This window comes from Corynebacterium sp. KPL3927, from assembly GCF_040225835.1.
Taxonomy (GTDB): Bacteria; Actinomycetota; Actinomycetes; order Mycobacteriales; family Mycobacteriaceae; genus Corynebacterium.
Genome location: NZ_JBEHGD010000002.1, coordinates 16,916 through 39,409, shown reverse-complemented (window position 1 = coordinate 39,409; position 22,494 = coordinate 16,916). Strand labels below are relative to the sequence as shown.

Annotated in this window: 21 protein-coding genes; 4 read left to right on the top strand and 17 right to left on the bottom strand. The window is 59.2% G+C overall.

All coding sequences use genetic code 11. The annotated features are described in order from the left end of the window. Nucleotides 1-81: 81 nt before the first annotated feature. The 3 genes from zwf to pgl are packed head-to-tail and all read left to right on the top strand — an operon-like array spanning nt 82 to nt 3,373. Nucleotides 82-1,614: a glucose-6-phosphate dehydrogenase gene (gene zwf / locus ABRP86_RS01755; protein WP_349862207.1), complete on the top strand. Its 1,533-nt coding sequence runs from the start codon at nt 82-84 to the stop codon at nt 1,612-1,614. A gap of 14 nt (nt 1,615-1,628) precedes the next feature. Beyond that, nucleotides 1,629-2,564 carry a glucose-6-phosphate dehydrogenase assembly protein OpcA gene (locus tag ABRP86_RS01750; protein WP_349862206.1) on the top strand — a complete coding sequence of 312 codons (936 nt, stop codon included), beginning with the start codon at nt 1,629-1,631 and terminating at the stop codon, nt 2,562-2,564. A 47-nt stretch (nt 2,565-2,611) separates the two neighbouring features. After that, a complete protein-coding gene (gene pgl, locus ABRP86_RS01745; protein ID WP_349862205.1) occupies nt 2,612-3,373 on the top strand; it encodes a 6-phosphogluconolactonase in 762 nt (253 codons plus the stop codon). Between the two features lie 147 nt (nt 3,374-3,520). Here pgl and secG read toward each other — a convergent pair whose 3' ends face one another. The 4 genes from secG to gap all read right to left on the bottom strand — a co-directional run bounded on the left by secG (nt 3,521) and on the right by gap (nt 7,138). After that, the gene (gene secG / locus ABRP86_RS01740) at nt 3,521-3,757 is read right to left on the bottom strand and encodes a preprotein translocase subunit SecG (protein ID WP_023022444.1); all 237 of its coding nucleotides are present in this window, start codon (nt 3,755-3,757) and stop codon (nt 3,521-3,523) included. A gap of 198 nt (nt 3,758-3,955) precedes the next feature. Further along, nucleotides 3,956-4,738: a triose-phosphate isomerase gene (tpiA, locus tag ABRP86_RS01735; protein WP_023022446.1), complete on the bottom strand. Its 783-nt coding sequence runs from the start codon at nt 4,736-4,738 to the stop codon at nt 3,956-3,958. Between the two features lie 46 nt (nt 4,739-4,784). After that, complete coding sequence (locus tag ABRP86_RS01730) at nt 4,785-6,002, bottom strand: phosphoglycerate kinase (RefSeq protein WP_349862204.1); 1,218 nt, start codon at nt 6,000-6,002, stop codon at nt 4,785-4,787. Nucleotides 6,003-6,130: 128 nt separating this feature from the next. After that, the gene (gap, locus tag ABRP86_RS01725; RefSeq protein WP_349862203.1) at nt 6,131-7,138 is read right to left on the bottom strand and encodes a type I glyceraldehyde-3-phosphate dehydrogenase; all 1,008 of its coding nucleotides are present in this window, start codon (nt 7,136-7,138) and stop codon (nt 6,131-6,133) included. Nucleotides 7,139-7,685: 547 nt separating this feature from the next. On the opposite strand from gap, the gene ABRP86_RS01720 reads away from it, so the two are divergent. Further along, on the top strand, nt 7,686-9,332 hold the full coding sequence (locus ABRP86_RS01720) for an L-lactate permease (RefSeq protein ID WP_349862202.1): 1,647 nt from the start codon (nt 7,686-7,688) through the stop codon (nt 9,330-9,332). Between the two features lie 127 nt (nt 9,333-9,459). Here ABRP86_RS01720 and whiA read toward each other — a convergent pair whose 3' ends face one another. The 13 genes from whiA to def all read right to left on the bottom strand — a co-directional run bounded on the left by whiA (nt 9,460) and on the right by def (nt 22,472). Further along, nucleotides 9,460-10,449, bottom strand: coding sequence for a DNA-binding protein WhiA (gene whiA, locus ABRP86_RS01715; protein ID WP_023022454.1), 990 nt, complete (start codon nt 10,447-10,449; stop codon nt 9,460-9,462). Nucleotides 10,450-10,592: 143 nt separating this feature from the next. Next, nucleotides 10,593-11,570 (bottom strand): gluconeogenesis factor YvcK family protein, encoded by a 978-nt coding sequence (locus tag ABRP86_RS01710; protein WP_349862201.1) that lies wholly within the window; start codon nt 11,568-11,570, stop codon nt 10,593-10,595. Between the two features lie 23 nt (nt 11,571-11,593). Then, the gene (gene rapZ / locus ABRP86_RS01705; protein ID WP_198010490.1) at nt 11,594-12,475 is read right to left on the bottom strand and encodes an RNase adapter RapZ; all 882 of its coding nucleotides are present in this window, start codon (nt 12,473-12,475) and stop codon (nt 11,594-11,596) included. A 44-nt stretch (nt 12,476-12,519) separates the two neighbouring features. Then, nucleotides 12,520-14,589 (bottom strand): excinuclease ABC subunit UvrC, encoded by a 2,070-nt coding sequence (gene uvrC, locus ABRP86_RS01700; RefSeq protein WP_349862200.1) that lies wholly within the window; start codon nt 14,587-14,589, stop codon nt 12,520-12,522. 3 nt (nt 14,590-14,592) lie between these two features. Beyond that, nucleotides 14,593-15,141, bottom strand: a complete 549-nt coding sequence (locus tag ABRP86_RS01695) for a PH domain-containing protein (protein WP_023022462.1) — start codon at nt 15,139-15,141, stop codon at nt 14,593-14,595. Between the two features lie 63 nt (nt 15,142-15,204). Continuing rightward, entirely contained in the window at nt 15,205-15,681 is a 477-nt protein-coding gene (ribH, locus tag ABRP86_RS01690) for a 6,7-dimethyl-8-ribityllumazine synthase (RefSeq protein WP_349862199.1), read from the bottom strand. After that, complete coding sequence (locus ABRP86_RS01685) at nt 15,678-16,955, bottom strand: bifunctional 3,4-dihydroxy-2-butanone-4-phosphate synthase/GTP cyclohydrolase II (protein ID WP_349862198.1); 1,278 nt, start codon at nt 16,953-16,955, stop codon at nt 15,678-15,680. The genes ribH and ABRP86_RS01685 overlap by 4 nt, the downstream gene beginning before the upstream one ends. A gap of 11 nt (nt 16,956-16,966) precedes the next feature. Continuing rightward, a complete protein-coding gene (locus tag ABRP86_RS01680; protein ID WP_023022467.1) occupies nt 16,967-17,581 on the bottom strand; it encodes a riboflavin synthase in 615 nt (204 codons plus the stop codon). Nucleotides 17,582-17,619: 38 nt separating this feature from the next. Continuing rightward, entirely contained in the window at nt 17,620-18,642 is a 1,023-nt protein-coding gene (gene ribD / locus ABRP86_RS01675; protein ID WP_411702209.1) for a bifunctional diaminohydroxyphosphoribosylaminopyrimidine deaminase/5-amino-6-(5-phosphoribosylamino)uracil reductase RibD, read from the bottom strand. 11 nt (nt 18,643-18,653) lie between these two features. Beyond that, a complete protein-coding gene (rpe, locus tag ABRP86_RS01670) occupies nt 18,654-19,322 on the bottom strand; it encodes a ribulose-phosphate 3-epimerase (RefSeq protein ID WP_349862197.1) in 669 nt (222 codons plus the stop codon). Nucleotides 19,323-19,332: 10 nt separating this feature from the next. Next, nucleotides 19,333-20,943, bottom strand: coding sequence for an RsmB/NOP family class I SAM-dependent RNA methyltransferase (locus tag ABRP86_RS01665; protein ID WP_502880295.1), 1,611 nt, complete (start codon nt 20,941-20,943; stop codon nt 19,333-19,335). Then, the gene (fmt, locus tag ABRP86_RS01660; protein WP_349862196.1) at nt 20,940-21,881 is read right to left on the bottom strand and encodes a methionyl-tRNA formyltransferase; all 942 of its coding nucleotides are present in this window, start codon (nt 21,879-21,881) and stop codon (nt 20,940-20,942) included. The genes ABRP86_RS01665 and fmt overlap by 4 nt, the downstream gene beginning before the upstream one ends. A gap of 75 nt (nt 21,882-21,956) precedes the next feature. After that, complete coding sequence (def, locus tag ABRP86_RS01655) at nt 21,957-22,472, bottom strand: peptide deformylase (RefSeq protein WP_349853090.1); 516 nt, start codon at nt 22,470-22,472, stop codon at nt 21,957-21,959. Nucleotides 22,473-22,494 lie beyond the last annotated feature (22 nt).

The following is a 22,494-nucleotide window of genomic DNA, read 5'->3' as shown; positions in this document are numbered from 1 at the left end:
GCCCCGCCGGAAAGCCGGCGGGGCATTATGACGCCATTAGTTGAAAGACTGCTTAGCTTTTCCCTCCAGGAAGGATAATCCGTGACGGACTCAGCCGCTTGGGCCAATCCCTTGCGTAATGCCGCCGATAAACGATTGCCACGCATCGCGGGCCCCGCAGGCATGGTCATCTTTGGCGTGACCGGCGATTTAGCTTTCAAAAAACTCCTGCCAGCCATCTATGACCTTGCCAGCCGCGGTCTCTTGCCCGCCGGCTTCACGCTCGTCGGCTATGGCCGCAGGGACTGGGATAACGCGGACTTCTGCGATTATTTCCGTAACGCGGTAGAAGCCGGTGCCCGCACTGACTTTAACCACGACGTGTGGGAGCACTTATACCAAGGAATCGAGTTCGTGCAAGGTTCCTTTGATGATGAGGGCTTTGACAGGCTTTCTGCGCGGTTGGCCGAGCTGGATAAGGCCCGCGGTACGGGAAGCAATTGGGCATACTACCTTTCGGTGCCGCCAGAGTTCTTCTCCGATATCTGCCACCAGTTGGAACGCGTGGGCATGGCCAATTCCATGGAGGACTCGTGGCGCCGAGTGATCATCGAAAAGCCCTTTGGCCACGACCAGGAATCCGCGCGCGAGCTCAATGAGATCGTCAACGCGGTCTTCCCAGAATCGGCCGTCTTCCGCATCGATCACTACCTGGGCAAAGAGACCGTGCAAAACATCATGGCGCTGCGGTTTGCCAACCAGATTTTTGAGCCGATGTGGAACGCGCACTATATCGATCACGTGCAAATCACCATGGCCGAAGATATCGGCCTTGGCGGGCGCGCTGGCTATTATGACGGAATCGGTGCGGCCCGAGACGTCATTCAAAACCACCTGCTGCAGCTGCTCGCCCTCGTGGCAATGGAGGAGCCTTCCTCCTTTGAACCGGAGGCGCTGCGCGCTGAAAAGGTCAAGGTGCTGCGCGCTACGCAGCCGGTCCATCCGCTCAATAAAACCACCGCCCGTGGCCAGTACACCGCCGGCTGGCAGGGCTCGGAATACGTGAAGGGCTTGCGCGAGGAGGAGGGCTTCGATCCCGCCTCTACTACTGAGACCTATGCGGCGTGCACGTTGGAGGTCAACTCCCGGCGTTGGGGAGGCGTTCCGTTCTACCTACGCACGGGCAAGCGCCTGGGGCGTCGAGTCACCGAGATCGCCTTGGTCTTCAAGGCCGCACCGAACCAGCCCTTCGTCGATGGCGAAACCGATGCCCTTGGCCAAAACGCCGTGGTCATCCGCGTTCAGCCCGACGAGGGCGTGACCATGCGCTTTGGTTCGAAGGTGCCTGGTTCCACCATGGAAGTCCGCGATGTAAACATGGACTTCGCCTACGCCGAGGCATTTACCGAGGAGTCCCCCGAGGCATACGAACGCCTCATCTTGGATGCGCTTCTCGATGAATCATCCCTGTTTCCCACCAATGAGGAAGTCGAGCTATCCTGGTCCATTTTGGATCCGATCCTCGATTACTGGTCTAAGCATGGCGAGCCCGAAGATTATAAGGCGGGCACGTGGGGACCCACCTCAGCCGATAAGATGCTGCGCCGCCGGGGTCATTCCTGGCGTCGCCCGTAGAAGGGACGTAGTCAATGATTATCCCATTGCCTAATACCACCACCGGTGAAATTGCCAAGAAGCTTGTCGATGCCCAGGAGCACTACACCCGCACCACGGGCAGGGTGCTCACCCTCATCGTAGAAGCACAAGAAGGCGACGATCTCGAGCAAATCCTTGCCTCTGTACGCGATGCCTCTCATGAGCACCCCTCCCGCGTGCTCGTCGTGGTCCCCGGTGACCCGAATTCTGATACCCAGCTCGATGCCCAGCTCCGCGTCGGTGGCGAGGCCGGTGCGTCCGAGACCGTCGTCATGCAATTGCACGGTGCGCTGGCGGATCAAGCCGAGTCCGTGCTCACCCCGCTCTTGCTGCCGGATACCCCGCTGGTCGCATGGTGGCCCAACGTGTGCCCACAGGTTCCCTCGAAGAGCCCCGTGGGTAAATTGGCCCAGCGCCGCATCACCAATGTGGCCCATAAAGGCACCGTAGGCGAACAGGATTTGCGCGCGCTTTCTGATGGCTACTCCCCCGGCGATTCCGATATGTCCTGGGCCTCCATTACGCTATGGCGCGGGGTTGTCGCATCAGCGCTCGATCACCATCCCCATGAGAAGGTGCTATCGGTAGAGGTCGCCGGCCCCGCCGGGCATCCTGCGCCTAACTTCGCGGCGGGTTGGTTGCTTGACCGCCTCAGCGTCCCCGTACAGCGGACGGCCGAGGAGACTAATAGTGCCTATTTCCCGGTTACCCATCTGCGCTTTAACCGGGAATCGACCCACGTGGATGTGGATGTCGTCGACGAGCGCACGGTGCGAGTGCAAGTACCAGGTACGCCTGACTCGTTAGTCAGTTTGAGTCCACGCACGCAAACCGAAATCCTCTCTGAGGAATTGCGACACCTCGATGCCGATAAAACTTATGCTCAGGCACTACGTGCTCTGGGAGAAGTAGACTACAGTAAGCTTTAACAGCGCACTTGTTTATACCGATTCTTTGCAAAGGATTCTGATACCGAATGGTAACGCTTCACCGCGTCAGCGATGTAGATGACCTTATTTCCCAAGCCGCACTCAAATTCATCGAGACCATCGCCGGTATCCAAGCCGGCAATGGTGGCCTCCATGGTGACGGCGTAGCAAGAATCGTACTAACAGGTGGGGGCGCAGGAATTGGACTGCTGCACGAGCTCGCGCGCCTTGACTTCGCCGCCCAGCAGCAAGGTGAGAACTATCCCGCCTTGCGCATCGATTGGTCCCGCGTGCATATCTTCTTTGGCGACGAGCGCAATGTTCCGGTCAGTGACCCAGATTCCAATGAAGGTCAAGCGCGTTCCGCGTTGCTCGATCACGTCGATATCCCCGATCAGAATATCCACGGATTCGACCTTGGTGCGGTCTCCATGGAGGCTGCCGCCAATGCCTACGAGCCAGAGTTGAAAGACTTCGCACCTTTGGGCTTCGATCTACACCTTTTGGGAATGGGCGCAGAAGGCCACATTAACTCCATGTTCCCCCACTCTCCTGCCATCCGTGAGCAGGAAGAACTCGCTGTACCTGTACACGATTCGCCCAAGCCGCCGAGCGAGCGCATTACCCTCACGTTGCCGGCGGTCAATAGGTCCGAGCGCGTCTGGCTCTTAGTCGCTGGGGAAGAAAAGGCCGCTGCCGCAAAGAACATCGTTGACGGCGTCGACGCTGAAGAGTGCCCAGCAGCCGGTGCGCAGGGGACGAAGGAAACGATCCTGTTCTTGGCAGACGATGCCGCTCAGGAGCTTTAAAGACTCCGCCGCCCCTCCTACTAAACGCACAAGCGCCGGTACCTCGACTCCTTTCCTTTCTCTGCGAAAGGTTCCGGGTCCGAAGTACCGGCGCTGTTGTCTGGGCAGGTCCTCACTAAAGCTTAGCGGGGTACCGCCCCTTGCGTCTTAGGACGCGTACGCCTGAATGAGGTTTAGGCCAACGATGCAGGCCAACCAGATAATCACCATGACGACGGTATAGCGGTCCAAGTTCTTTTCCACCACGGTCGAACCGGACAGGTTCGATTGCACACCGCCGCCGAAAAGGCTAGACAGGCCGCCGCCTTTGCCCTTGTGTAAAAGCACAAAGATGGTCATCAAGATAGCTGAAATTAGCAAAATGATTTCCAGTGCTAAGACCATGAGGTTCTTCCTTTTCTCAACGTACGCCCAGTGGCACCTTCTGCGTACTATCGAAGGACACGCTAGCCACCAGCGCGAAGTACTTACCTGCTTTGCCTACGCAAAGCAATCACAAGGGCCTACTGTACACCATGCCGCGGGAAGGGCTCACCCCAACCCGCGGCATACCAGTCACCTTGTGATGGTTGTTAACGCCTGTTAACTAACGGCATTAGCGGCATTGGCAGCCAGCTTGGCAAAGTCCTCTCCTACCAAGGAAGCACCACCGATAAGGCCGCCGTCTACGTCCGGCTTGCTGACGATATCAGCAACGGAGTCAACCTTTACGGAACCGCCGTACAGGATGCGGATGCCGTCGGCAACTTCGTCCCCCGCGAGTTCCTTGACCAGGCCGCGGATAGCGGCGCAGACTTCCTGCGCGTCATCAGCGGAGGCAACCTTGCCGGTACCGATGGCCCACACGGGCTCGTAGGCGATAACGGTTTTGGTTAGTTGCTCGGCGCTGAGTCCCTGCAGGGAATCGCGGGTCTGGTTCACCACGTAGTCAACGTGGGTGCCGGCCTCGCGCACGTCGAGCGGCTCACCCACGCAGACGATGGGGCTGATGCCATTTTCCAAGGCCGCTGCGGCCTTCTCAGCGACCAGCTGGTCGGTTTCGCCGTGGTATTCGCGGCGCTCGGAGTGGCCGACGACTGCCCAGCTGCATCCCAGTTTGTTCAGCATCTGGCCAGATACCTCACCGGTGTAGGCGCCAGACTCGTGCTTGGAGATGTCCTGCGCACCGTAGGTGATCTTCAGCTTATCGCCCTCAACGAGCGTCTGAATCGTGCGGATATCGGTAAATGGAACTATGTAGGCTACATCTACCTTGTCGTAGTAATCCTCCGGCAGGGAGAACGCGAACTTTTGAACGGAGCCGATGGCCTCAATGTGATCGAGGTTCATCTTCCAGTTACCAGCAATAAGTGGTGTACGTGCCATAATTAGTCCTTTCTTTGTACGCCTTTAGTTAACTGTTTTAGGCGGTTTATGCTTCGAGCACGGAAACGCCCGGCAGCTCCTTGCCCTCGAGGTATTCGAGGGATGCGCCGCCTCCGGTGGAAATGTGGCTGAAGCCTTCCTCATCGAGGCCCAGGGTGCGCACGGAGGCTGCGGAGTCGCCGCCGCCGACGACGGAGAAGGAACCGTTGGAGGAGGTGGCATCGGTAATCGCCTGCGCCACCCCAGCGGTGCCCTTGGAGAAGGCTTCCATTTCGAATACGCCCATGGGTCCGTTCCAGAATACGGTCTTGGAATCTGCCAGTACGTCGGCAAATTTCTCGACGGACTTGGGTCCGATGTCCAGGGACATCCAGCCCTCAGGGATGCCATCGAGCTCAACAACCTTGGTCTCAGCGTCTGCGGCGAACTCGCTGGCGGCGGTGAGGTCTACCGGAAGGACGATCTTGTCGCCGAAGCGCTCCAGCAGGCTCTTGCAGTTTTCGATCTGGTCCTCTTGCAACAAAGACTCCTGAACGTTGTAGCCCTTAGCGGCCAGAAGGGTGTAGCACATGCCACCGCCGATGATGATCTTGTCGGCCTTTCCGGCAAGGGCTTCGATAACGCCGAGCTTGTCGGAAACCTTTGCGCCGCCCAGAACGACGACGTAAGGGTGCGCTGGATCCTTGGCCACGGTGGACAATACGTCCAATTCCTTTTCCACCAGCTTGCCGGCGTAGGCGGGCAGGCGCTTGGCGACGTCATATACCGAGGTCTGCGCGCGGTGAACAACGCCGAAGCCGTCGGAGACGAAGGCGCCGTTATCGGCAGCCAGGGCGACGAGCTCGTCGGCGAATTCGCCGCGCTCTGCCTCATCCTTAGAGGTCTCGCGTGGGTCAAAGCGAACATTTTCTACCAGCATGACATCGCCGCTGTTTAGTCCGTTGGCGCGCTCGTGGGCGTCTTCGCCGGTGACGTCGTTGGCCAAGGCAACGTACTGGCCTAGGGCCTCAGACAGCGCTTCTGCGACCGGAGCCAGGGAGTACTTGGAATTTACCTCACCCTTGGGGCGGCCGAGGTGTGCGGAAAGGATGACCTTCGCGCCGCCATCGACAAGAGCCTTAATGGTGGGAAGAGATGCGGTAATGCGGCCGGGATCGGTGATATTTCCATCATCATCCAGCGGCACGTTGAAGTCAGAACGAACCAGAATGTGGCGGTCCTCTACGCCTTCTTCTAGCAGGTTATCTAGGGTCTTAAAAGCCATGTGTTACTCCTTTTAAAGTGAACTCTACAGTTGAGGTTCCTACATAAAAGGATACCGGCCACAACGTCGTGCCGTCAGGGCGTTCGTTGTGGCCGGTATCGCATTAAGGACTGCTCTGTCTTAGAACTTTAGAGCTTTTCTGCAACCAGGTTGGTCATGCGGACGAGCTGGGAGGTGTAGCCCCACTCGTTGTCGTACCAACCCAGAACCTTGACTAGGTTGCCGTTGGAGACCTTGGTCATGCCGGCGTCGAAGATGCAGCCGTGCGGGGAGGTGACGATGTCGGTGGAAACCAGAGGATCCTCGGTGTATGCGAGGGTGTCCTTCAGCTCGCCTTCAGCTGCCTCCTTGAGTGCGGCGTTGATTTCCTCAACGGTGACGTCGCGGGAAGCGGTGAAGGTCAGGTCGGTTGCGGAACCGGTGATGACCGGAACGCGCATTGCGTAGCCGTCCAGCTTGCCTTCCAGCTCAGGCAGGACCAAGGACACGGCCTTAGCTGCACCAGTGGAGGTAGGTACCAGGTTGACGGCTGCGGCGCGGGCGCGGCGCAGGTCCTTGTGGGGAGCGTCCTGCAGGCGCTGGTCACCGGTATATGCGTGAACGGTGGTCATCAGGCCCTTTTCCACACCGAACTTGTCATTCAAGACCTTGGCCATAGGGGCCAAGCAGTTGGTGGTGCAGGAAGCTGCAGAAATAACGTTGTGCTCAGCTGGGTCGTAGGTGTCGGAGTTAACACCGTAGACGAAGGTTGCGTCAACTTCCTTACCAGGGGCGGAAATGATGACCTTCTTGGCGCCGGCCTCGATGTGAGCCTTTGCGTCGTTACCGTTGGTGAACAGGCCGGTGGACTCGATAACGAGGTCTACATCCAACTCGCCCCACTTCAGGTTCTTCGGGTCCTTCTCATTGAAGACCCGGATGCGGTTGCCGTTGACGGTGATGGAATCATCGTCGTAGGTGATCTCGCCGTCGAAGCGACCCAGTACGGAGTCGTACTTCAACAGGTTAGAGAGAGTCTGGTTATCGGTCAGGTCGTTGACGGCAACGATCTCAAGGTCGTTGTCGGTCCGGTTAACAGCGTGGAAGAAGTTACGACCAATGCGGCCAAAGCCGTTAATACCTACGCGGGTAGTCACTGTAAATCTCCTCAAAGAGTCGAGTAATTATTTCTATGGGCCTACCGCGGGTCCTTCGAGTACTTTACTGCTCTGGGTGAGTAAGGTGCCCGAGGCTTTGCCCAACAACCGCAATACTACAGAGCCTTTAAGCCGCGTGCAGAGGCCTTCACGGCTGGCAGTGCAGTATCTGAAACTTTCCCGATATGGGCGTATAATTTTCCCGAGTTCTTTTGTTTCTTCCGAATGAACCGGCTGTTCAAGCCCGTTTAGGTTGGTTCTTGTGGACTTTACACCGTTAATGTGCGATATATCACTACCCAAAGCATTTTTCCCACTTCGTCGCACACCGGTTGCCAAAGATACGGTGCTATAAACTAATTTAACCCAAATCACACCACAGCTTTTATGACGCGATATGCTTGCGCTAACTCACTGTGTTCCAGGTAGCACTCGGGCATTCGCTGGGCGCTAATCTCTCGCCTGAAACGCGTGGGCAACAAATTTACATCCCCCCGCAGACCGAATGCGCCTGCGATAGTACCCCCGTTAGAATCGAGGATACTCAATGTTTGAGATAAACACCTCTGTTGTGGGAGACAGTCTTGGGCTCACCGCGCTCGTGGCGATTCTCCCCCTCGTCGCTTTCTTCATTATGTTGATGGGCTTTAAAGCCCGCGCACATACATCAGGAGCCGTCGCCCTTGCGACCTCCATCATCCTAGCCATAATTGCCTTTGCGATGCCCGTGGATATGGCATTGTCCTCCGCGGTCCGCGGTGGGCTCTTCGGCCTATTGCCCATTGTCTGGGTCATTATTACGGCAATTTGGTTTTACGAGATCACGGTCGCCTCAGGCCGCTTCGAAGATCTGCGTAAGACCTTCGACCTCTTAGGCGATGGCGATATCCGCATCCAATCGATGCTCATCGCCTTCTGTTTCGGTGGCCTCCTTGAAGCCCTTGCGGGCTTCGGCGCCCCCGTAGCCATCACCGCCACCATGATTATGGCGCTCGGCGTAAAGCCCCTGCGCGCAGCCACGGTAGTCCTCATTGCAAATACCGCTCCAGTGGCGTTCGGCGCGGTTGGTATTCCAGTCACCACCGCCGGTGAGGTTGGCGGGCGTACCGCCGAGCAAACCCAAGATATTGCCGGCCTTATTGCCCTGCAGGTCTTGGTCATTGCCGCCATCGTCCCGTTCCTTATCGCATTCATCCTGGACGGCATGCGCGGCGTGAAGGAAACTGCGCCCGCCGCCGCGGTCATCGGTATTTCCTTTGCCGGAGCACAGTGGCTTACCGCAACCTTCTTTGCTTACCAGCTCACCAACGTTATTGCCTGCATTGTGTCCTTGGGGGCCGCCTTCATCTTCCTCCGCGTGTGGAAACCACGGGGCGTTACCCAGCTGCGCGAGCGCATGGAGCTGCCCGCCGCAGAAACCGCGACCGACTTGAACGGCCGCCGCATCTGGATGGCGCTGCTGCCCTACGCCGTCGTTACCGCAGTATTTGCCGTTGCTACCGCAGCACCAGCGATCTTCGGATTCTGGAAGCTGAAGTTCGCGTGGCCGCTGCTTGATGGCACCGTCATCGGCACTAATGGTGAGGCCATGGACACCAGCTTTAGCTTCAATGTCTTTGGCAACCCGGGTACCTTGCTCTTGCTCTCCGGCATTATTGTGGCCATCGTTTACCACTTCTGGAACGAAAACGGCCGCTACAAGCTCAGCTTCGCCCAACCCGTGCAGGCCTTTGGTGAAGTTGCCAACCGCATGAAGTTCTCCGGCCTGACCATTGTCTTGGTCCTCGCTCTGGCCTACACGATGAACTACTCGGGTCAGACCATCGCCATCGGTGAATTCGTTTCCTCCGCTGGTTCCATCTTCGCGCTCTTCGCTCCGGTGCTGGGCTGGATTGGTACCGCGGTTACTGGCTCCGATACCTCTGCAAATGCGCTCTTTGGCAACCTGCAGGTCGCCGCCGCTGACCGCATTGGTGTGAACCCTGACCTCATGCTGGCCGCCAATACCGCCGGTGGTGTTGTGGGTAAGATGATTTCGCCACAGTCCCTGGCCATTGCGGCAACCGCCGTATCCATGGAAGGCAAGGAATCTGTCATCCTGAAAAACGTCGTGGGCTACTCCATCGCGTTCTTGGCCGTTGTCTGTGTCATCGTCTTCTTGATGACCAACGTCTTGGGCTTCTTGGTCCCATAAAGCACAAGCCACCGCTAACTAAAAGCACCTCAGCCGCGGCACAACACAAGGCGGGAAGGAAAGCACCTCAATGCATTCCTTCCCGCCTTTCGTGGATCAATGAGCTGAAGTCAATCGTGCCCTGCGATTATGAGTCACCAAAAAGATCGTCCGAGATGGACTCGTTGGTATCGGGGATATCCAATTCTTCGGCCCGCTTATCCGCCATGGATAACAAGCGCCGAATGCGCCCGGCCACGGCATCCTTAGTCATGGGCGGATCCGCGAGCCTGCCAAGCTCCTCCAACGAGGCCTCGCGATGCTGCACGCGCAAGCGGCCGGCATCGGCTAGGTGCTCAGGAACGTCATCACCGAGGATTTCCATCGCCCGATCCACGCGCGCCGCGGCGGTCACGGCGGCCCGTGCCGAGCGGCGCAGGTTGGCATCATCAAAATTATCCAACCGGCGCGAAGTATCGTGCGCCTCACGCTTTACCCGCTTCTTTTCCCAAGACAAGCGGGTCACTTGCGCGCCCATGCGGGTAAGCAGTGCACCGATGGCATCGCCGTCGCGGACAACCACCCGATCTTCGCCGCGGGTCTCTTTAGTCTTCGCGGAAATCCCCAGGCGCCGTGCGCAGCCCACGAGTGCCAACGCGGCCTCTTGGCAGGGGCAGGTTACCTCCAATGCCGAAGAGCGCCCTGGTTCCGTCAGGCTGCCGTGCGCAAGGAAGGCACCGCGCCACGCCGCCTCGCTATCAGCCACGGTGCCGGAAATGACCTGCGGCGGAAGACCCACCACGGCATGACCGGAGCGAGTAATCAGGCCTAGGCGCCGGGTAAGCTCCCTCGCTCCTTTAGTGATGCGCACGATGACGCGCGATTTCTTCACCGTCCCCGCAGGGCCGACAACGTGGCTTTCCGCTTCTATCCCGTAAAGCTCGTCTAAAGCCACGATGATGCGCTGCGCAATTGCCTTGTTATCGAGCTCAAGCTCATAGGCCATGCTCTCGCCAGAGACATCTACTTCTCCCGCAAATCGCAGGATAGATGCAAGCTCCGCAGCGCGCGCGGACTGACGTGTCACGCCAACCGCCGCTAGTTCTTCTTTGACCTGTTCGGTCAACGGTGTGGTCACCTAGTTCGCCCCATTTCTCTGTCACAGTCACGAATGACGCATGTGCAATGCACGGTCCCACGCACACCAACTACTGCGTGGGAAACGGAATTCTCTTATTTTACCGAGTCCCGCGCCCTGAGGACTGGCTGGCCTGACCTTAGCTAGGCCCGCCGGTACTCGTTATAAAGATCCACGATGACAGAAGAAAGTTTGTCTGGATCGTGTTTCATCAATCGCTGTCCATTGTCATCCTGGATACTGACATCCGCAAATACCGCGCGTGCGCCCAAGGCTTGCGCGGCGCGCTGCACATATACCCGTTCGCTCTCATTTGGCAGCGCTGCCGCATCCACGACGATGCGGTCGATGCGCAAATCCGGGGCGTGACGGGCCAGCACATGCACGTGGCGCTCCGCGGAAAAGCCTTGGGTTTCTCCCGGCTCGGCCGACAGGTTGAGCATGACCACGCGCAAAGCATTGGACTCAGAAATGGCCTGGACGATTTCTGGCACCAACGTGTGCGGCAAGACCGAACTAAACCAGGATCCTGGACCGATGGTGATAAGGTCAGCCTGCCTAATGGCCTCCAGCGCGGCGGGATTGGCTTGTGGGGCTTCAGGCAGGATTCGCACGCGCCGCACATGCCCCGGCGTCGATGCCACCGCGACCTGACCGCGGACCTGGCGCATGACCCGGGGGTCATCGTCAAGCCCTGAGACATCGGCCTCAATTTCTAAGGGGTGCGGAACCACGGGGATGACCCGCCCGTGCGAGTGGGTAAGCTCCGCTACCGCGTCCAAGGCGGCCTGATAATCGCCCAAGACCCCGGTCAAACCCGCGATCATGAGGTTGCCCACGGCGTGGCCAGCCATGGCGCCATTGCCGCCGAAGCGATGCTGAAGGGTTTTGCCCCACAGCTCGCCTACGCGATTGTCATCGGCTAGCGCGACCAGCGCCATGCGCAGGTCACCGGGCGGAATGATATCCAATTCCCGGCGCAGGCGCCCCGAGGAACCGCCATCATCGGCAACCGTCACGATGGCAGAAATATCCGCCGCATTACTGCGCCGTGCGGATAAAAGCGTTTGATAAAGGCCATGGCCGCCGCCAAGGCAGACCATATGAGAAGGGTGTTTCATACAGTTATTAATGCTCCTCAGCCCTAATTACGGGCGATATCCCGGTGCAAAATGCTGACGTCAAGGGTGTCATTGGCGCGCAGGCGCTTGGCGATGTCCTCCGCGACCGCCACCGAGCGGTGATGCCCGCCCGTACAGCCGACGCCCACGGTGATGAAGTTCTTTCCCTCGTGCCGGTATCCCTCCAGCATGGTGGAAAACATGGCGACAAAATTATCCACGAATTTCTGCGCGGCAGGCTGCGACAGGACATAATCGGCCACGGGCGCATCTGTACCGCGGCAGCCGCGCAGCTCCGGAATCCAATAGGGATTGGGCAAAAAGCGCACGTCAACAACGATATCTGCATCGCGCGGGGAACCATTCTTAAAACCGAACGATTCCACCGTGACGTGCTGATTGGTATTTTGAAATTCGCCAAACGCAGCTTCGATAGCCCGGCGCAAATCATGAATCGACAGGTTCGTGGAATCAATGATGATATCGGAGCGATCCCTAATTTCCGCCACCGCTTGGCGTTCGCGTTGGATACCCACCTTCAAGGTATCGTCGCCTTGCAGCGGGTGGGTGCGACGCACGGAGTCGAAGCGACGGATGAGCACATCATCGCGAGCATCAAGGAAGAGCACGGTGGGTTTCATGCCCAATGCCGTTAGCTCATCGATGGTCTCCATGAGGGAGCCCGGAAACATGCGAGAGCGCACGTCCGTTACCGCCGCTACCTTTTCAACGGGCGTTTCTTCCTGGTTACACAATTTCCACAGGTCCACGATGGCGCGCGGCGGGATATTATGCGCCACATAGTAGCCCTTATCCTCAAAAACCTTGGCGGCGGAGCTCAACCCGCCGCCGGACATGCCGGTAATCAAGATGGGCGGAGTGTCGAAGTGCGTCATGCACACCAGTCTAGCGTTTTCGCGCTCGGCACTTCTGCCAGAAAGCTGCTTATTTACTGTGCGTCGTGCAACTTATCGTAGACGGTCTGCGCCAGTTTCGGCCCAAAGCCGTTGACCTCGCAAATCTCATCCACCGTGGCCGCCTTGAGCTTTTTGACGGAACCGAAATGCTTGACCAAATCCGTCCGGCGTTGCGGGCCAAGCCCCGGAATTGCATCGAGCGCCGAGGATCGCATGCGCTTAGAGCGTTGTTGGCGGTGATAGGTAATGGCAAAGCGGTGTGCCTCATCGCGAATTTGCTGGAGCAAGAACAGGGCCTGGGAATTGCGCGGTAGAATCACCGGCTCATCATCACCCGGCACCCAAATTTCCTCTAAGCGCTTGGCCAGTCCCACGAGGGTGACATCGACGATGCCCAGCTCATCAAATACCTCTTGCGCCGCAGCCACCTGGGGCGCGCCGCCGTCCACGATGAAGAGCTGAGGAGGATAGGCAAAGCGGCGTCCCGCCTCGGCAGATTCCTCTGCCACCTTTTCTTCCGCAAAGGAGGATTCTTCCTTTTCCTCATCCGGGTTCGCCAATTTATCTTGGTTGTGGCGCTTAAACCGGCGCCGCGTGATCTCCGCAATGGAGCCGACGTCATTGGAATGCCCATCGCCGGCTGCCTCCTTGATGCGGTAGCGCCGGTAATCGGACTTCTTCGGGATACCGTCTTCAAAAACCACCAGGGAGGCGACGACATCGGTGCCCTGGATATGCGAAATATCGGTGCACTCGATGCGCAACGGTGCTTGGTCCATTCCCAAGGCATCCTGGATATCCTGCAGCGCCGCGGACCGCGCGGTAAGGTCACCGACGCGTTTGAGCTTATGCTGGCGCAGCTGCTCCTTCGCATTCTTTTCCACGGTATCCATCAGGGAGCGTTTATCGCCCCGTTGGGGTACGCGCAGAGCAACGCGCGCGCCACGCAGCTCTTCCAAGAGGGCTACTACTTGTTCGGATTCTTCCGGCATGGCTTGGACCAAAATCTCACGCGGTATGACGTGGACATGGCGCTGTTCCATGTGCGATTCCTGGTCCACGCCGCGTCGTGGCACATCCGCAGCTAAAGCCGCATCTTCACGAGCTTCTTGTTCTTCGCGCTCCACGGCATCGGAGTAAAACTGGATGAGGAAGTTTTGCACCAAGGCGGGCAAGGCCGGATCGGGTTGGCCCTCCTCGATGGGTTCAGAGGTTGCCTGGTCGCCGGCGCGTTCAACAACCCAGCCGCGCTGGCCCCGGATCCTGCCGCCGCGCACGTGAAAAATTTGGACCGCGGCTTCCAATTCATCGGAATTAAACGCAATCAGATCGGCATCGGTGCCATCAGCAAAGACAACTGCTTGCTGCTCCATGATCTTGTCGATGGCCCCAAGATCATCGCGCAACCGCGCCGCACGCTCAAATTCCAGGTTTTCGGCGGCAGCCTCCATGTCTTTAACCAGCTTGCGCCTAACACCAGCCGTATTGCCATTCATGAATGAGACCAGCTCATTGACGGTTTCGCGATGTTCTTCTTTGCTCACCCGCCCGATACAGGGCGCATCGCACTTGCCGATGTACCCCAAAAGGCACGGCCGTCCCAGCCGTTCATGCCGGTTATATACGCCTTTAGAACAGGTGCGCATGGGGAAAACGCGGGTGAGCAGGTCGAGGCTTTCCCGCACTGCCCAAGCATGAGAATAGGGGCCAAAGTACCGCACTCCCTTGCGCCGAGGACCGCGGTAGAAAAAGGCGCGCGGGACGACCTCTCCCACCGAGACGGCAAGCATGGGATACGTCTTGTCGTCGCGGTACATGACGTTAAAGTGCGGATCGAACCGCTTGATCCAGGTATATTCCAGCTGCAGCGCTTCAACTTCGCTGGCAACCACCGTCCACTCCACAGAGCTCGCGGTCAACACCATTTGCCGCGTGCGCGGGTGCAGTTGCGTGATGTCTTGGAAATAATTAGACAGGCGCGCCCGCAGGTTTTTGGCCTTGCCTACGTAAATGACGCGCCGGTTCTCATCGCGGAACTTATATACGCCCGGCTCCGTCGGAATGGTTCCCGGGGCGGGGCGATAGGTCGTTGGATCTGCCAATGCTTAATCCTGCGGCATGTATTTGGCTTCCAGATCGCGGAAGTCACGGACTTTTGTGATCACGGTGTCTTTATCGCCGGACTGTAATGCCCACACGGGGACGGCCTCAAATTCGGGCAGCTCAAGGCGGGCCATGCGCTGGCCGACAGGGAAAGACAGCCCATATATCACCTGCCACGGGTAAAAGCGCGTGCCGATGATATTGCGGACCTCTACCCCATCTTCATTGGCTCGCAGTCGCGGCCGGTTGAGCGCAATCCACGACAAGATGGAAATGACTACGCCGACACCAGGAAAGGCGAATTTATCGATGGTGGTCACGTGCGCACCGGTAAAGGAAATATCGAGCGTGACACCCATAAAGATATGGATGGCCATGACAAGAATGACCCAACCGATGGCAATCTTTCGCAAGAACGGGGACTTGGCGGTGTATTCCCACGGCTTCGACGTGGTCCGTGCGAAGGGATCCGCGCTGGTATAGGCCAATACCTCCGCATCGCTAAGGGTGCGGCGCGGTTGGGGTTCATTCGAGGCTGCGGCCTCATTCATGTGCTTTACTCCTCTGGAAGTCCTGCCTGCCTGTAAGTGGTCAGGATTTCGATTGGCCTTTTATTAATATTCTGTGTTTAGTCTACGCAATTGCAACGCGGTGTCTAAAGCCGCAATCATGGATTCTGCGCCCTTATTTTCCGCCGAGTCAGGGAATCCTGCGCGGTCGATGGCCTGCTGCTGATCATTGACCGTCAAGACCCCATTGCCAACCGGCGTCGATTCATCCAAGGAGATGCGCGTTAGGGCTTGGGTGACGGAATCGCAGACATAATCGAAGTGCGGAGTGCCGCCGCGGATGACGCAACCCAAGGCAACGACGGCGTCGAATTTCCGCGCGGCCGCCTGAACAACCACGCCCAATTCCAGGGAGCCAACGACGCGGAATTCTGCGACCTCTGCCCCTTTAGCACGGCCCGTCTCCACCGCCTGCTGGTGTAACTGATCGCAGACCTCTTCGTTCCAAGTCGCGGTCACGACCGCGACGCGGAGGCCGCGCGCATCTACCTGCGCGATAGCGGGTAATCCTTCTTTACTCATTTGCCTAATTCTCCTTCGTGCTGCGCGTCCCACTGTGCCACCTGCGGAAGATCGTGGCCCATGCGGTCGCGTTTGGTCCGCAGATAACGAATATTATCGGCGTTGGCGGCGATGGTAAGTGGGGTATGTTGGCTGACTTCGATGCCGAATCCGGCGAGCCCTTCCCCCTTGTGCGGGTTATTGGTCAACAGTTGTGCCGATTCCACCCCAAGGTCCTTCAGGATCTGGCCCGCCACGGAATACTCCCGGGCATCTTCTGGCAGTCCTTGTTCCAAGTTGGCATCGACTGTATCCCAGCCCTCGTCCTGGAGGCGGTACGCCTGGAGCTTGTGCACCAATCCGATTCCGCGGCCTTCGTGGCCGCGCAGGTAAATGACTACCCCGCTGCCGACTTCTTGCACCTTGCGCAGGGATTCCTGCAATTGGGGGCCGCAGTCGCACCGGCGCGAGCCAAAGACGTCACCGGTAAGGCACTCGGAATGCACGCGCACCACGACATCGCGGGCTCCACGAAGCTGCGCGGGATCCCCGGCGATTAGGGCAATATGTTCTTGGCCGTCAAGGTCATGGCGGTAACCAATCGCGGTGAATTCGCCATACTCCGTGGGCAGGCGGGTTTCCACCGCGCGCTGGGTTTGCACCTCATGGTGGCGGCGCCACTCAATAAGCTGCGCGATAGAGATCAGCGCAAGGCCATGCTTATCGGCAAAGCGGCGCAGTTCCGGCCCGCGGGCCATATCCGTCGGGTCTTCTTCTGATACGACTTCACACAGCACGCCGGCGGGACGAAGGCCTGCAAGGCGCGCCAAATCGACGGCGGCTTCCGTGTGCCCATCGCGCTCTAATACTCCGCCGGGTCGCGCGCGCAGGGGGACCACGTGGCCGGGCCGGGTGAAGTCACTGGAGCGAGTCGAAGAATCAGCCAAGCGGCGGATGGTTTCCGCGCGGGAGGCCGCAGAAATTCCGGTAGAACCCGTCGCAGCATCCACGGTGACCGTATACGCGGTCTGGCGCACGTCCTGATTCTGCGCCATCATCGGCGGCAAATCGAGCCGCTGGCAATCTTCCGGCAATAATGAGGCACAGACATATCCGGAGGAATACCGCACCATAAACGCGACCAGTTCCGGGGTTGCCAGCTCCGCGGCAAAGATCAGATCCCCTTCGTTTTCCCGTCCTTCATCATCCATGACGATGACCGGCTTGCCGGCGGCAATCTCCGCAATGGCGTGATCGATGGCATCAAAATGGATGCTCTCTTCAGTCGCGAACATAACCTAGCAGTCTAGTCCTTTGCTTGAGCAATTCCGGATTCGGGGTGAAGCATCTTTTCTACATACTTCGCCAGCACATCCACCTCGAGGTTTACGATATCGCCGGGCTGAGATTCGCCGTGCGTCGTCTCCCGCAAGGTGGTGGGAATAAGGGAGACCTCAAACCAGTCGTCACCTACGGCGCTGACCGTCAAAGACGTGCCATTGACCGCAATAGAGCCCTTTTCCACGACGTACTGGGCAAGCTCGCGGGGCAAGCTAAAACGCAGCACGTCCCAATTCTCCGAATGCTCGCGCGAGACCAACCGTGCTGTGCCATCGACATGGCCCTGCATAATATGTCCACCCAGCCGCGTGGTGGGCAGTAATGCCGCCTCGACATTCACCCGCGCGCCTTCTTCCAGCTGACCGAGTCCCGTCCGGTCCAAAGATTCTCGCATCACATCGGCGCAGAAAATATCCCCATCCAATTCCGCGATGGTAAGGCACACGCCATTGATGGCAATGGAATCCCCTAAGCGCGCGTCACCCACCGTCTGCGGCGCGCGGATGCTCAACCGCAGCGCATCCGCCTGTGGCTCAAGTGCGGCCACCGTGCCTAGCTCTTGTACTAGCCCTGTAAACAATGATTCCCCTTGTATTTATCTCTAAAGTATCTAATCTTTTAACGCTCGTTCCGCGCCTCGTATTCGATGAGGACATCGGGCCCGAGGTTGGTGGTGCGCACGGTGGTAAAACGTGGGGCATCGGCAAGCGTGTGCGCCACCGCATTCGCCAGAACCCCGCGCCCCTGGCCTAGCAAAATAGGGGCAATATACGCAGCAAGCGCGTCCACAACACCGGCCTCGATGAAGCTCTGGGCTAGGCCCGCCCCACCTTCAACCAAGACGTTCCGCGCGCCGCTGGCATACAGCTCCTTCAACGCGCCCTCGATGGTGTCATATTGTTCGAATCCCAGTTGCTGCAGGTGAGAGGCCTTCTCACCGGCGGCTTGGAGCTCGCGCTTGCCGATGACCACCCGGCGCGGCTGGTGCTCCCGCAGGCTCCCATCGCCATTACGTGCGGTAAGCGAGGGGTTATCGGCAAGCGCGGTGCCGGTGCCGATGATGATGGCGTCGCGCCGCGCCCTATCGGCGTGGACCCACTCGCGGGCCTTAGGCCCGGTGATCCACTGGCTCGTGCCATCGGCGGCAGCGGTAAATCCATCTAGGGTCTGCGCAAATTTCAGGGTGACATGCGGGCGTTGTAGCTTCACAGCGCGCAACCATGCAAGCACCGCGTCTTCGACGCCATCTGGTGCGGTGAGCTGGCCCACCTCAACCCCGGCTGCGGCTAAGGCCTGCGCTCCCCCGCCTGCTTGTGGTGTGGGGTCGGCATGCAGGTAGTACACGCGGGCAATTCCGGCATCGATAAGTGCAGTGGCGCAGGGACCCGTCCTGCCCGTATGTGCGCACGGCTCCAGGGTAACCACGGCCGTACCGCCGCGCGCCTTCTCGCCGGCCGCGCGCAGCGCCATGACTTCCGCGTGGGCACCGCCCACCGGCTGGGTCGCACCAATGCCCACAACGGCGCCGGTTGCGGATAAAATCACCGCACCTACCGGTGGATTGGGGCTCGTGGTACCGCGCACCACCGCACCGGCCCGCATGGCCTGAACCAAAGCTCCGGAAACGTTGGTTTCATCCATCGCGCCGGCCATTATGAACGCGCCGCAAGCGCGCGCAGTTCTTCCACCGCCTGCGCTGGATCATCGCTTTTGAATACGGCCGATCCCGCCACGAAGGAATCGCATCCGGCCTCCGCTGCCAAGGCAATAGTATCCGGATCGATGCCGCCATCGATTTCAATGATGGTATCCAGGCCCTGCTGATCAATGCTTTCGCGCAGGGCGCGGACCTTATCCAACATATCGGGCATAAACTTCTGGCCGCCAAAACCTGGTTCTACGGACATGACCAGCACCTCATCGAAGTGATGTAGCTTGTCTAGCCACGGCTCAATGGGCGTATCCGGTTTGATGGAAAAGGCCGCACGCGCACCCATGTCCCGGATCTTGTGTGCCAAGTCCACCGCGGCTACTTCATCCTCTACCGCCTCCACGTGGAAAATGACGGTGGTGGCACCGGCCTTAATATAGGTCTCCACCCATTTCGCCGGCTCCTCAATCATCAGGTGCACGTCAAGCGGCTTATCCGTGGACCTTCTCACTGTCGCCGTAATATCCGGGCCAAAGGAAAGGTTGGGGACAAAGTGCCCGTCCATGATGTCTACATGGATCCAATCAGCGTTGGAAATGGCCTCTAGTTGTTCACCCAACCGCGCGAAGTCAGCAGCCAAAATTGACGGAGAAATAAGTGGTGCAGGCATACCGTTAATCCTAGCGCCCTTCCTCATCGCCGCGCCGCAATACCGCCATGAACATGGCATCGGTGCCGTGGCGGTGCGGCCACATTTGGACGGATTTTTCTTTGCCCACATTGCCCATATCAGGGATAAATTCCCGCGCATCCAGCTCCTGGGCGCCCAGCTTTTCTACCGCCTGGTCCACGATGGCGCGGGTTTCGCGCAGATCCGGCGAACACGTGGAATACACCACGACCCCGCCCGGCCGCACGAGCTTGAGAGCAGAGGACAATAGCTCGAATTGCAATGTCGAAAGCTCGGCAATATCGGCTTCAGATTTCCGCCAGCGTGCCTCTGGACGGCGCCGCAAAGCGCCCAGCCCCGAACACGGCGCGTCCACTAAGATGCGATCGAAGCCCGAGCCCACCTGCGGGTCGCGGCCATCGGCCACATGGACGGTCACCGGCAACCCCTGCACGGTCTTTTCAATCAGTTTCGCGCGGTGCGGTGATACCTCCACCGCATCAACGTGCGCGGACTCGATGCGCGCCAAGGCCCCCATCAGGGCCGCCTTGCCACCCGGGCCCGCGCACAGGTCGAGCCAGCGGCCCTGGTCAGTACCGCTGACGGGCACCTCGCAGACGGCGCGAGCGATAAGCTGCGAGCCTTCATCCTGAACCGCGGCCATGCCCTGTTGGACCGGTTCCAATTGGCCTGGGTCCCCGGAGTCCATATACACCGCGTAGGGCGAATAGGTACCTTCTTCGTTTCCGGTAATCAGCGCCAATTCCTCGGCGGAAATTTCGCCCGGCCGTGCCACCAGGTGCACGCTCGGGCGCTCGGAATCCGCTTCTAAGGCAGCGGGCAATTCCTCGGGGTCCACAACGCGGGCAAAGGACTCCGCGATCCATGTTGGGTGCGCATGCCTAAAGGCCAGGCCTGCGATTTCGCCTTCTGGGGCAAGGCGCTTGAGCCACTCATTCGGCGGCGTGCGGGTAATGGTGCGCAAGATGCCATTGGCAAATCCTTTGGCTTTTTCTTCCCCGCCCGCCACGACGAGCCGGACAGAGGTATCTACCGCCGCGTGGGGTTCCACGCGCGTATAGAGAATCTGGTAAGTGCCCAGGCGAAGGGCATCGATGGCCACCGGCGAGATTGCCTCCAACTCGCGCGAGGAACACTGCGCGATCACCGCATCGAGCACGCCCAAGGTGCGCAGGGTGCCATAGGTAATCTCCGTGGCAAACGCGGCATCGCGGCCAGAGAGTTTCTGCTTGCGCAGCGCCTTTGGCAGGACAAGGTTGGCAAACGCATCCTCTTCGCTTACCCGGCGCACCACATCGAAGGCGACGGCGCGGGCCGGATCCACGCCCTGGTCGATGGCGGCCTGCACAAGTGACTTCCCCGCGCCTTTGTTCTTTGCGCCCGCATCCCGAGTACCTCGATTACCTCGGTTATCCCGGTAGTCGCGGTTGCGTTGGCCTTGTGTGCCGCGTCCGCGCTGGGCAGAACTACGCTGACCTTGGCCGCGCTGAGCCTTGCCTCGCTGCCCACCGCCGCGTTGGGGCGCGCCGTTCTTGCCGTGCTGTTTAGACTCCGGCGCCTTGTCGCCAGACTTACTGCGGGAGCGGAATCCACCAGTCACTGGAACCTCACCTCTGCGTTCTTTCCTAATCCACGCGCCCAATCGGCCGCATTCATCATCTTTTTGCCCGGTGGCTGAATCCTATCCAGCTGCACCGGCTGCGTCGCGGTCCCGATATACACCGCGTCCTTGCTAATCAGCGCCTCGCCAGGCGCTAGGTGCTTGTCGATGCCCTCGGTGAGGCGGACCGGGCCTACCTTGAGGCGGGCATCGTCAAGCAGCGTCCACGCGCCCGGGCCCGGGGTGTGGGCGCGGATATGCCGGTCAATGGCAAACGCTGGCTGCGTCCAGTCGATGCGGGCTGCGGCAGTAGAGATTTTCGGCGCATAGGTGGCCTCCCCATTTTGGGCCTGCGGCTCCAGCGTGCCGGCCTCGAGCCCATCCATGGTGGCTACCAGGAGATCCGCGCCGGAATACGCCAGGCGCGTGAGCAGGTCGTCCGCAGTATCTGTCCCGGTTATGGTTTCTGTGACCGTGCCGAAGACCGGGCCCGTATCCAGGCCTTCTTCGATCCGGAAGGTGGACGCGCCGGTAATATCATCGCCCGCCGCGATAGCCGCTTGCACCGGTGCCGCACCCCGCCAGGCGGGAAGAAGGGAAAAGTGCAGGTTGACCCAGCCATGGCGCGCGACATCCAAGAGATCCTTGCTAATGAGATTGCCATAGGCCACCACCGGGATGGCCTCTGGCTGCAGCTCGGCCAAGCGCTGGCGCAGGTTATCGCCATCTTCCGTACCAGGCCGCAGCGTGGCCGGGGTTAGCACCTCGATGCCGTGTTCTTGCGCCAGCGCCTTCACCGGGCTCGGGTGAAGGCTGCGGCCCCTGCCCTTCTTTGCATCGGGCCGGGTAATGACCGCTACCACTTCGTGGCTGGAGGCAAGCAATTTCTCCAATGCCACCACCGCCGGCTCTGGGGTGCCAGCAAAAATAATCCGCATACTGGATGAGTCTCCTCGAGGTCTCGGGTGAAAATTCTAGGGTACAACGACCCCGCCTGCGTTGCCGAAGCTCGCCTAGCCCGCGGTATTAAACCACTCGGCTTCGCGGATGGTGCGCATGGCGGCCTTGCGGTCGTCGTCACCAAGCCGGCGCAGGAATAACACCCCATCAAGGTGATCGGTTTCATGCTGAATGCACCGCGCCAAAAGGCTGGAGGCCACCATTCCCACCGGCCGGCCTTCTACATCGCGCCCAGAGACAAATACCCGATTGTGCCGCGGCGTATCGGCGCGAATCCCAGGAATGGATAGGCAGCCTTCCGGGCCAGTCTGCATGTCCTCTCCCAAAGGCGTCCACACAGGGTTAATCAGAGCCCCGCGCAACCCGGTCTGAGTATGCGAACAGTCATAGACAAAGAAGCGCTTGAGTATGCCCACTTGATTCGCCGCCAGCCCTACCCCACCAGCGGCATCCATGGTCTCCAGCATGTTTTGTGCCAAAGTGCGAAGACCAGAGTCAAAGGTAGTAACCTCTTCTGCCCGCGTACTCAGTACGGGATCCCCGTAGAGCCTGATGTCTAATTCTGCCACTGCTTCTTCCCTTCCTCATGTA

Bases quoted from the DNA above. Each gene is read 5' to 3' on its own strand.
- ABRP86_RS01750 (WP_349862206.1), top strand. From the start codon at position 1,629: ATGATTATCCCATTGCCTAATACCACCACCGGTGAAATTGCCAAGAAG.
- pgl (WP_349862205.1), top strand. From the start codon at position 2,612: ATGGTAACGCTTCACCGCGTCAGCGATGTAGATGACCTTATTTCCCAA.
- secG (WP_023022444.1), bottom strand. From the start codon at position 3,757: ATGGTCTTAGCACTGGAAATCATTTTGCTAATTTCAGCTATCTTGATG.
- tpiA (WP_023022446.1), bottom strand. From the start codon at position 4,738: ATGGCACGTACACCACTTATTGCTGGTAACTGGAAGATGAACCTCGAT.
- ABRP86_RS01730 (WP_349862204.1), bottom strand. From the start codon at position 6,002: ATGGCTTTTAAGACCCTAGATAACCTGCTAGAAGAAGGCGTAGAGGAC.
- ABRP86_RS01720 (WP_349862202.1), top strand. From the start codon at position 7,686: ATGTTTGAGATAAACACCTCTGTTGTGGGAGACAGTCTTGGGCTCACC.
- ABRP86_RS01710 (WP_349862201.1), bottom strand. From the start codon at position 11,570: ATGAAACACCCTTCTCATATGGTCTGCCTTGGCGGCGGCCATGGCCTT.
- ABRP86_RS01695 (WP_023022462.1), bottom strand. From the start codon at position 15,141: ATGAATGAGGCCGCAGCCTCGAATGAACCCCAACCGCGCCGCACCCTT.
- ribH (WP_349862199.1), bottom strand. From the start codon at position 15,681: ATGAGTAAAGAAGGATTACCCGCTATCGCGCAGGTAGATGCGCGCGGC.
- ABRP86_RS01685 (WP_349862198.1), bottom strand. From the start codon at position 16,955: ATGTTCGCGACTGAAGAGAGCATCCATTTTGATGCCATCGATCACGCC.
- ribD (WP_411702209.1), bottom strand. From the start codon at position 18,642: ATGGATGAAACCAACGTTTCCGGAGCTTTGGTTCAGGCCATGCGGGCC.
- rpe (WP_349862197.1), bottom strand. From the start codon at position 19,322: ATGCCTGCACCACTTATTTCTCCGTCAATTTTGGCTGCTGACTTCGCG.
- fmt (WP_349862196.1), bottom strand. From the start codon at position 21,881: ATGCGGATTATTTTTGCTGGCACCCCAGAGCCGGCGGTGGTGGCATTG.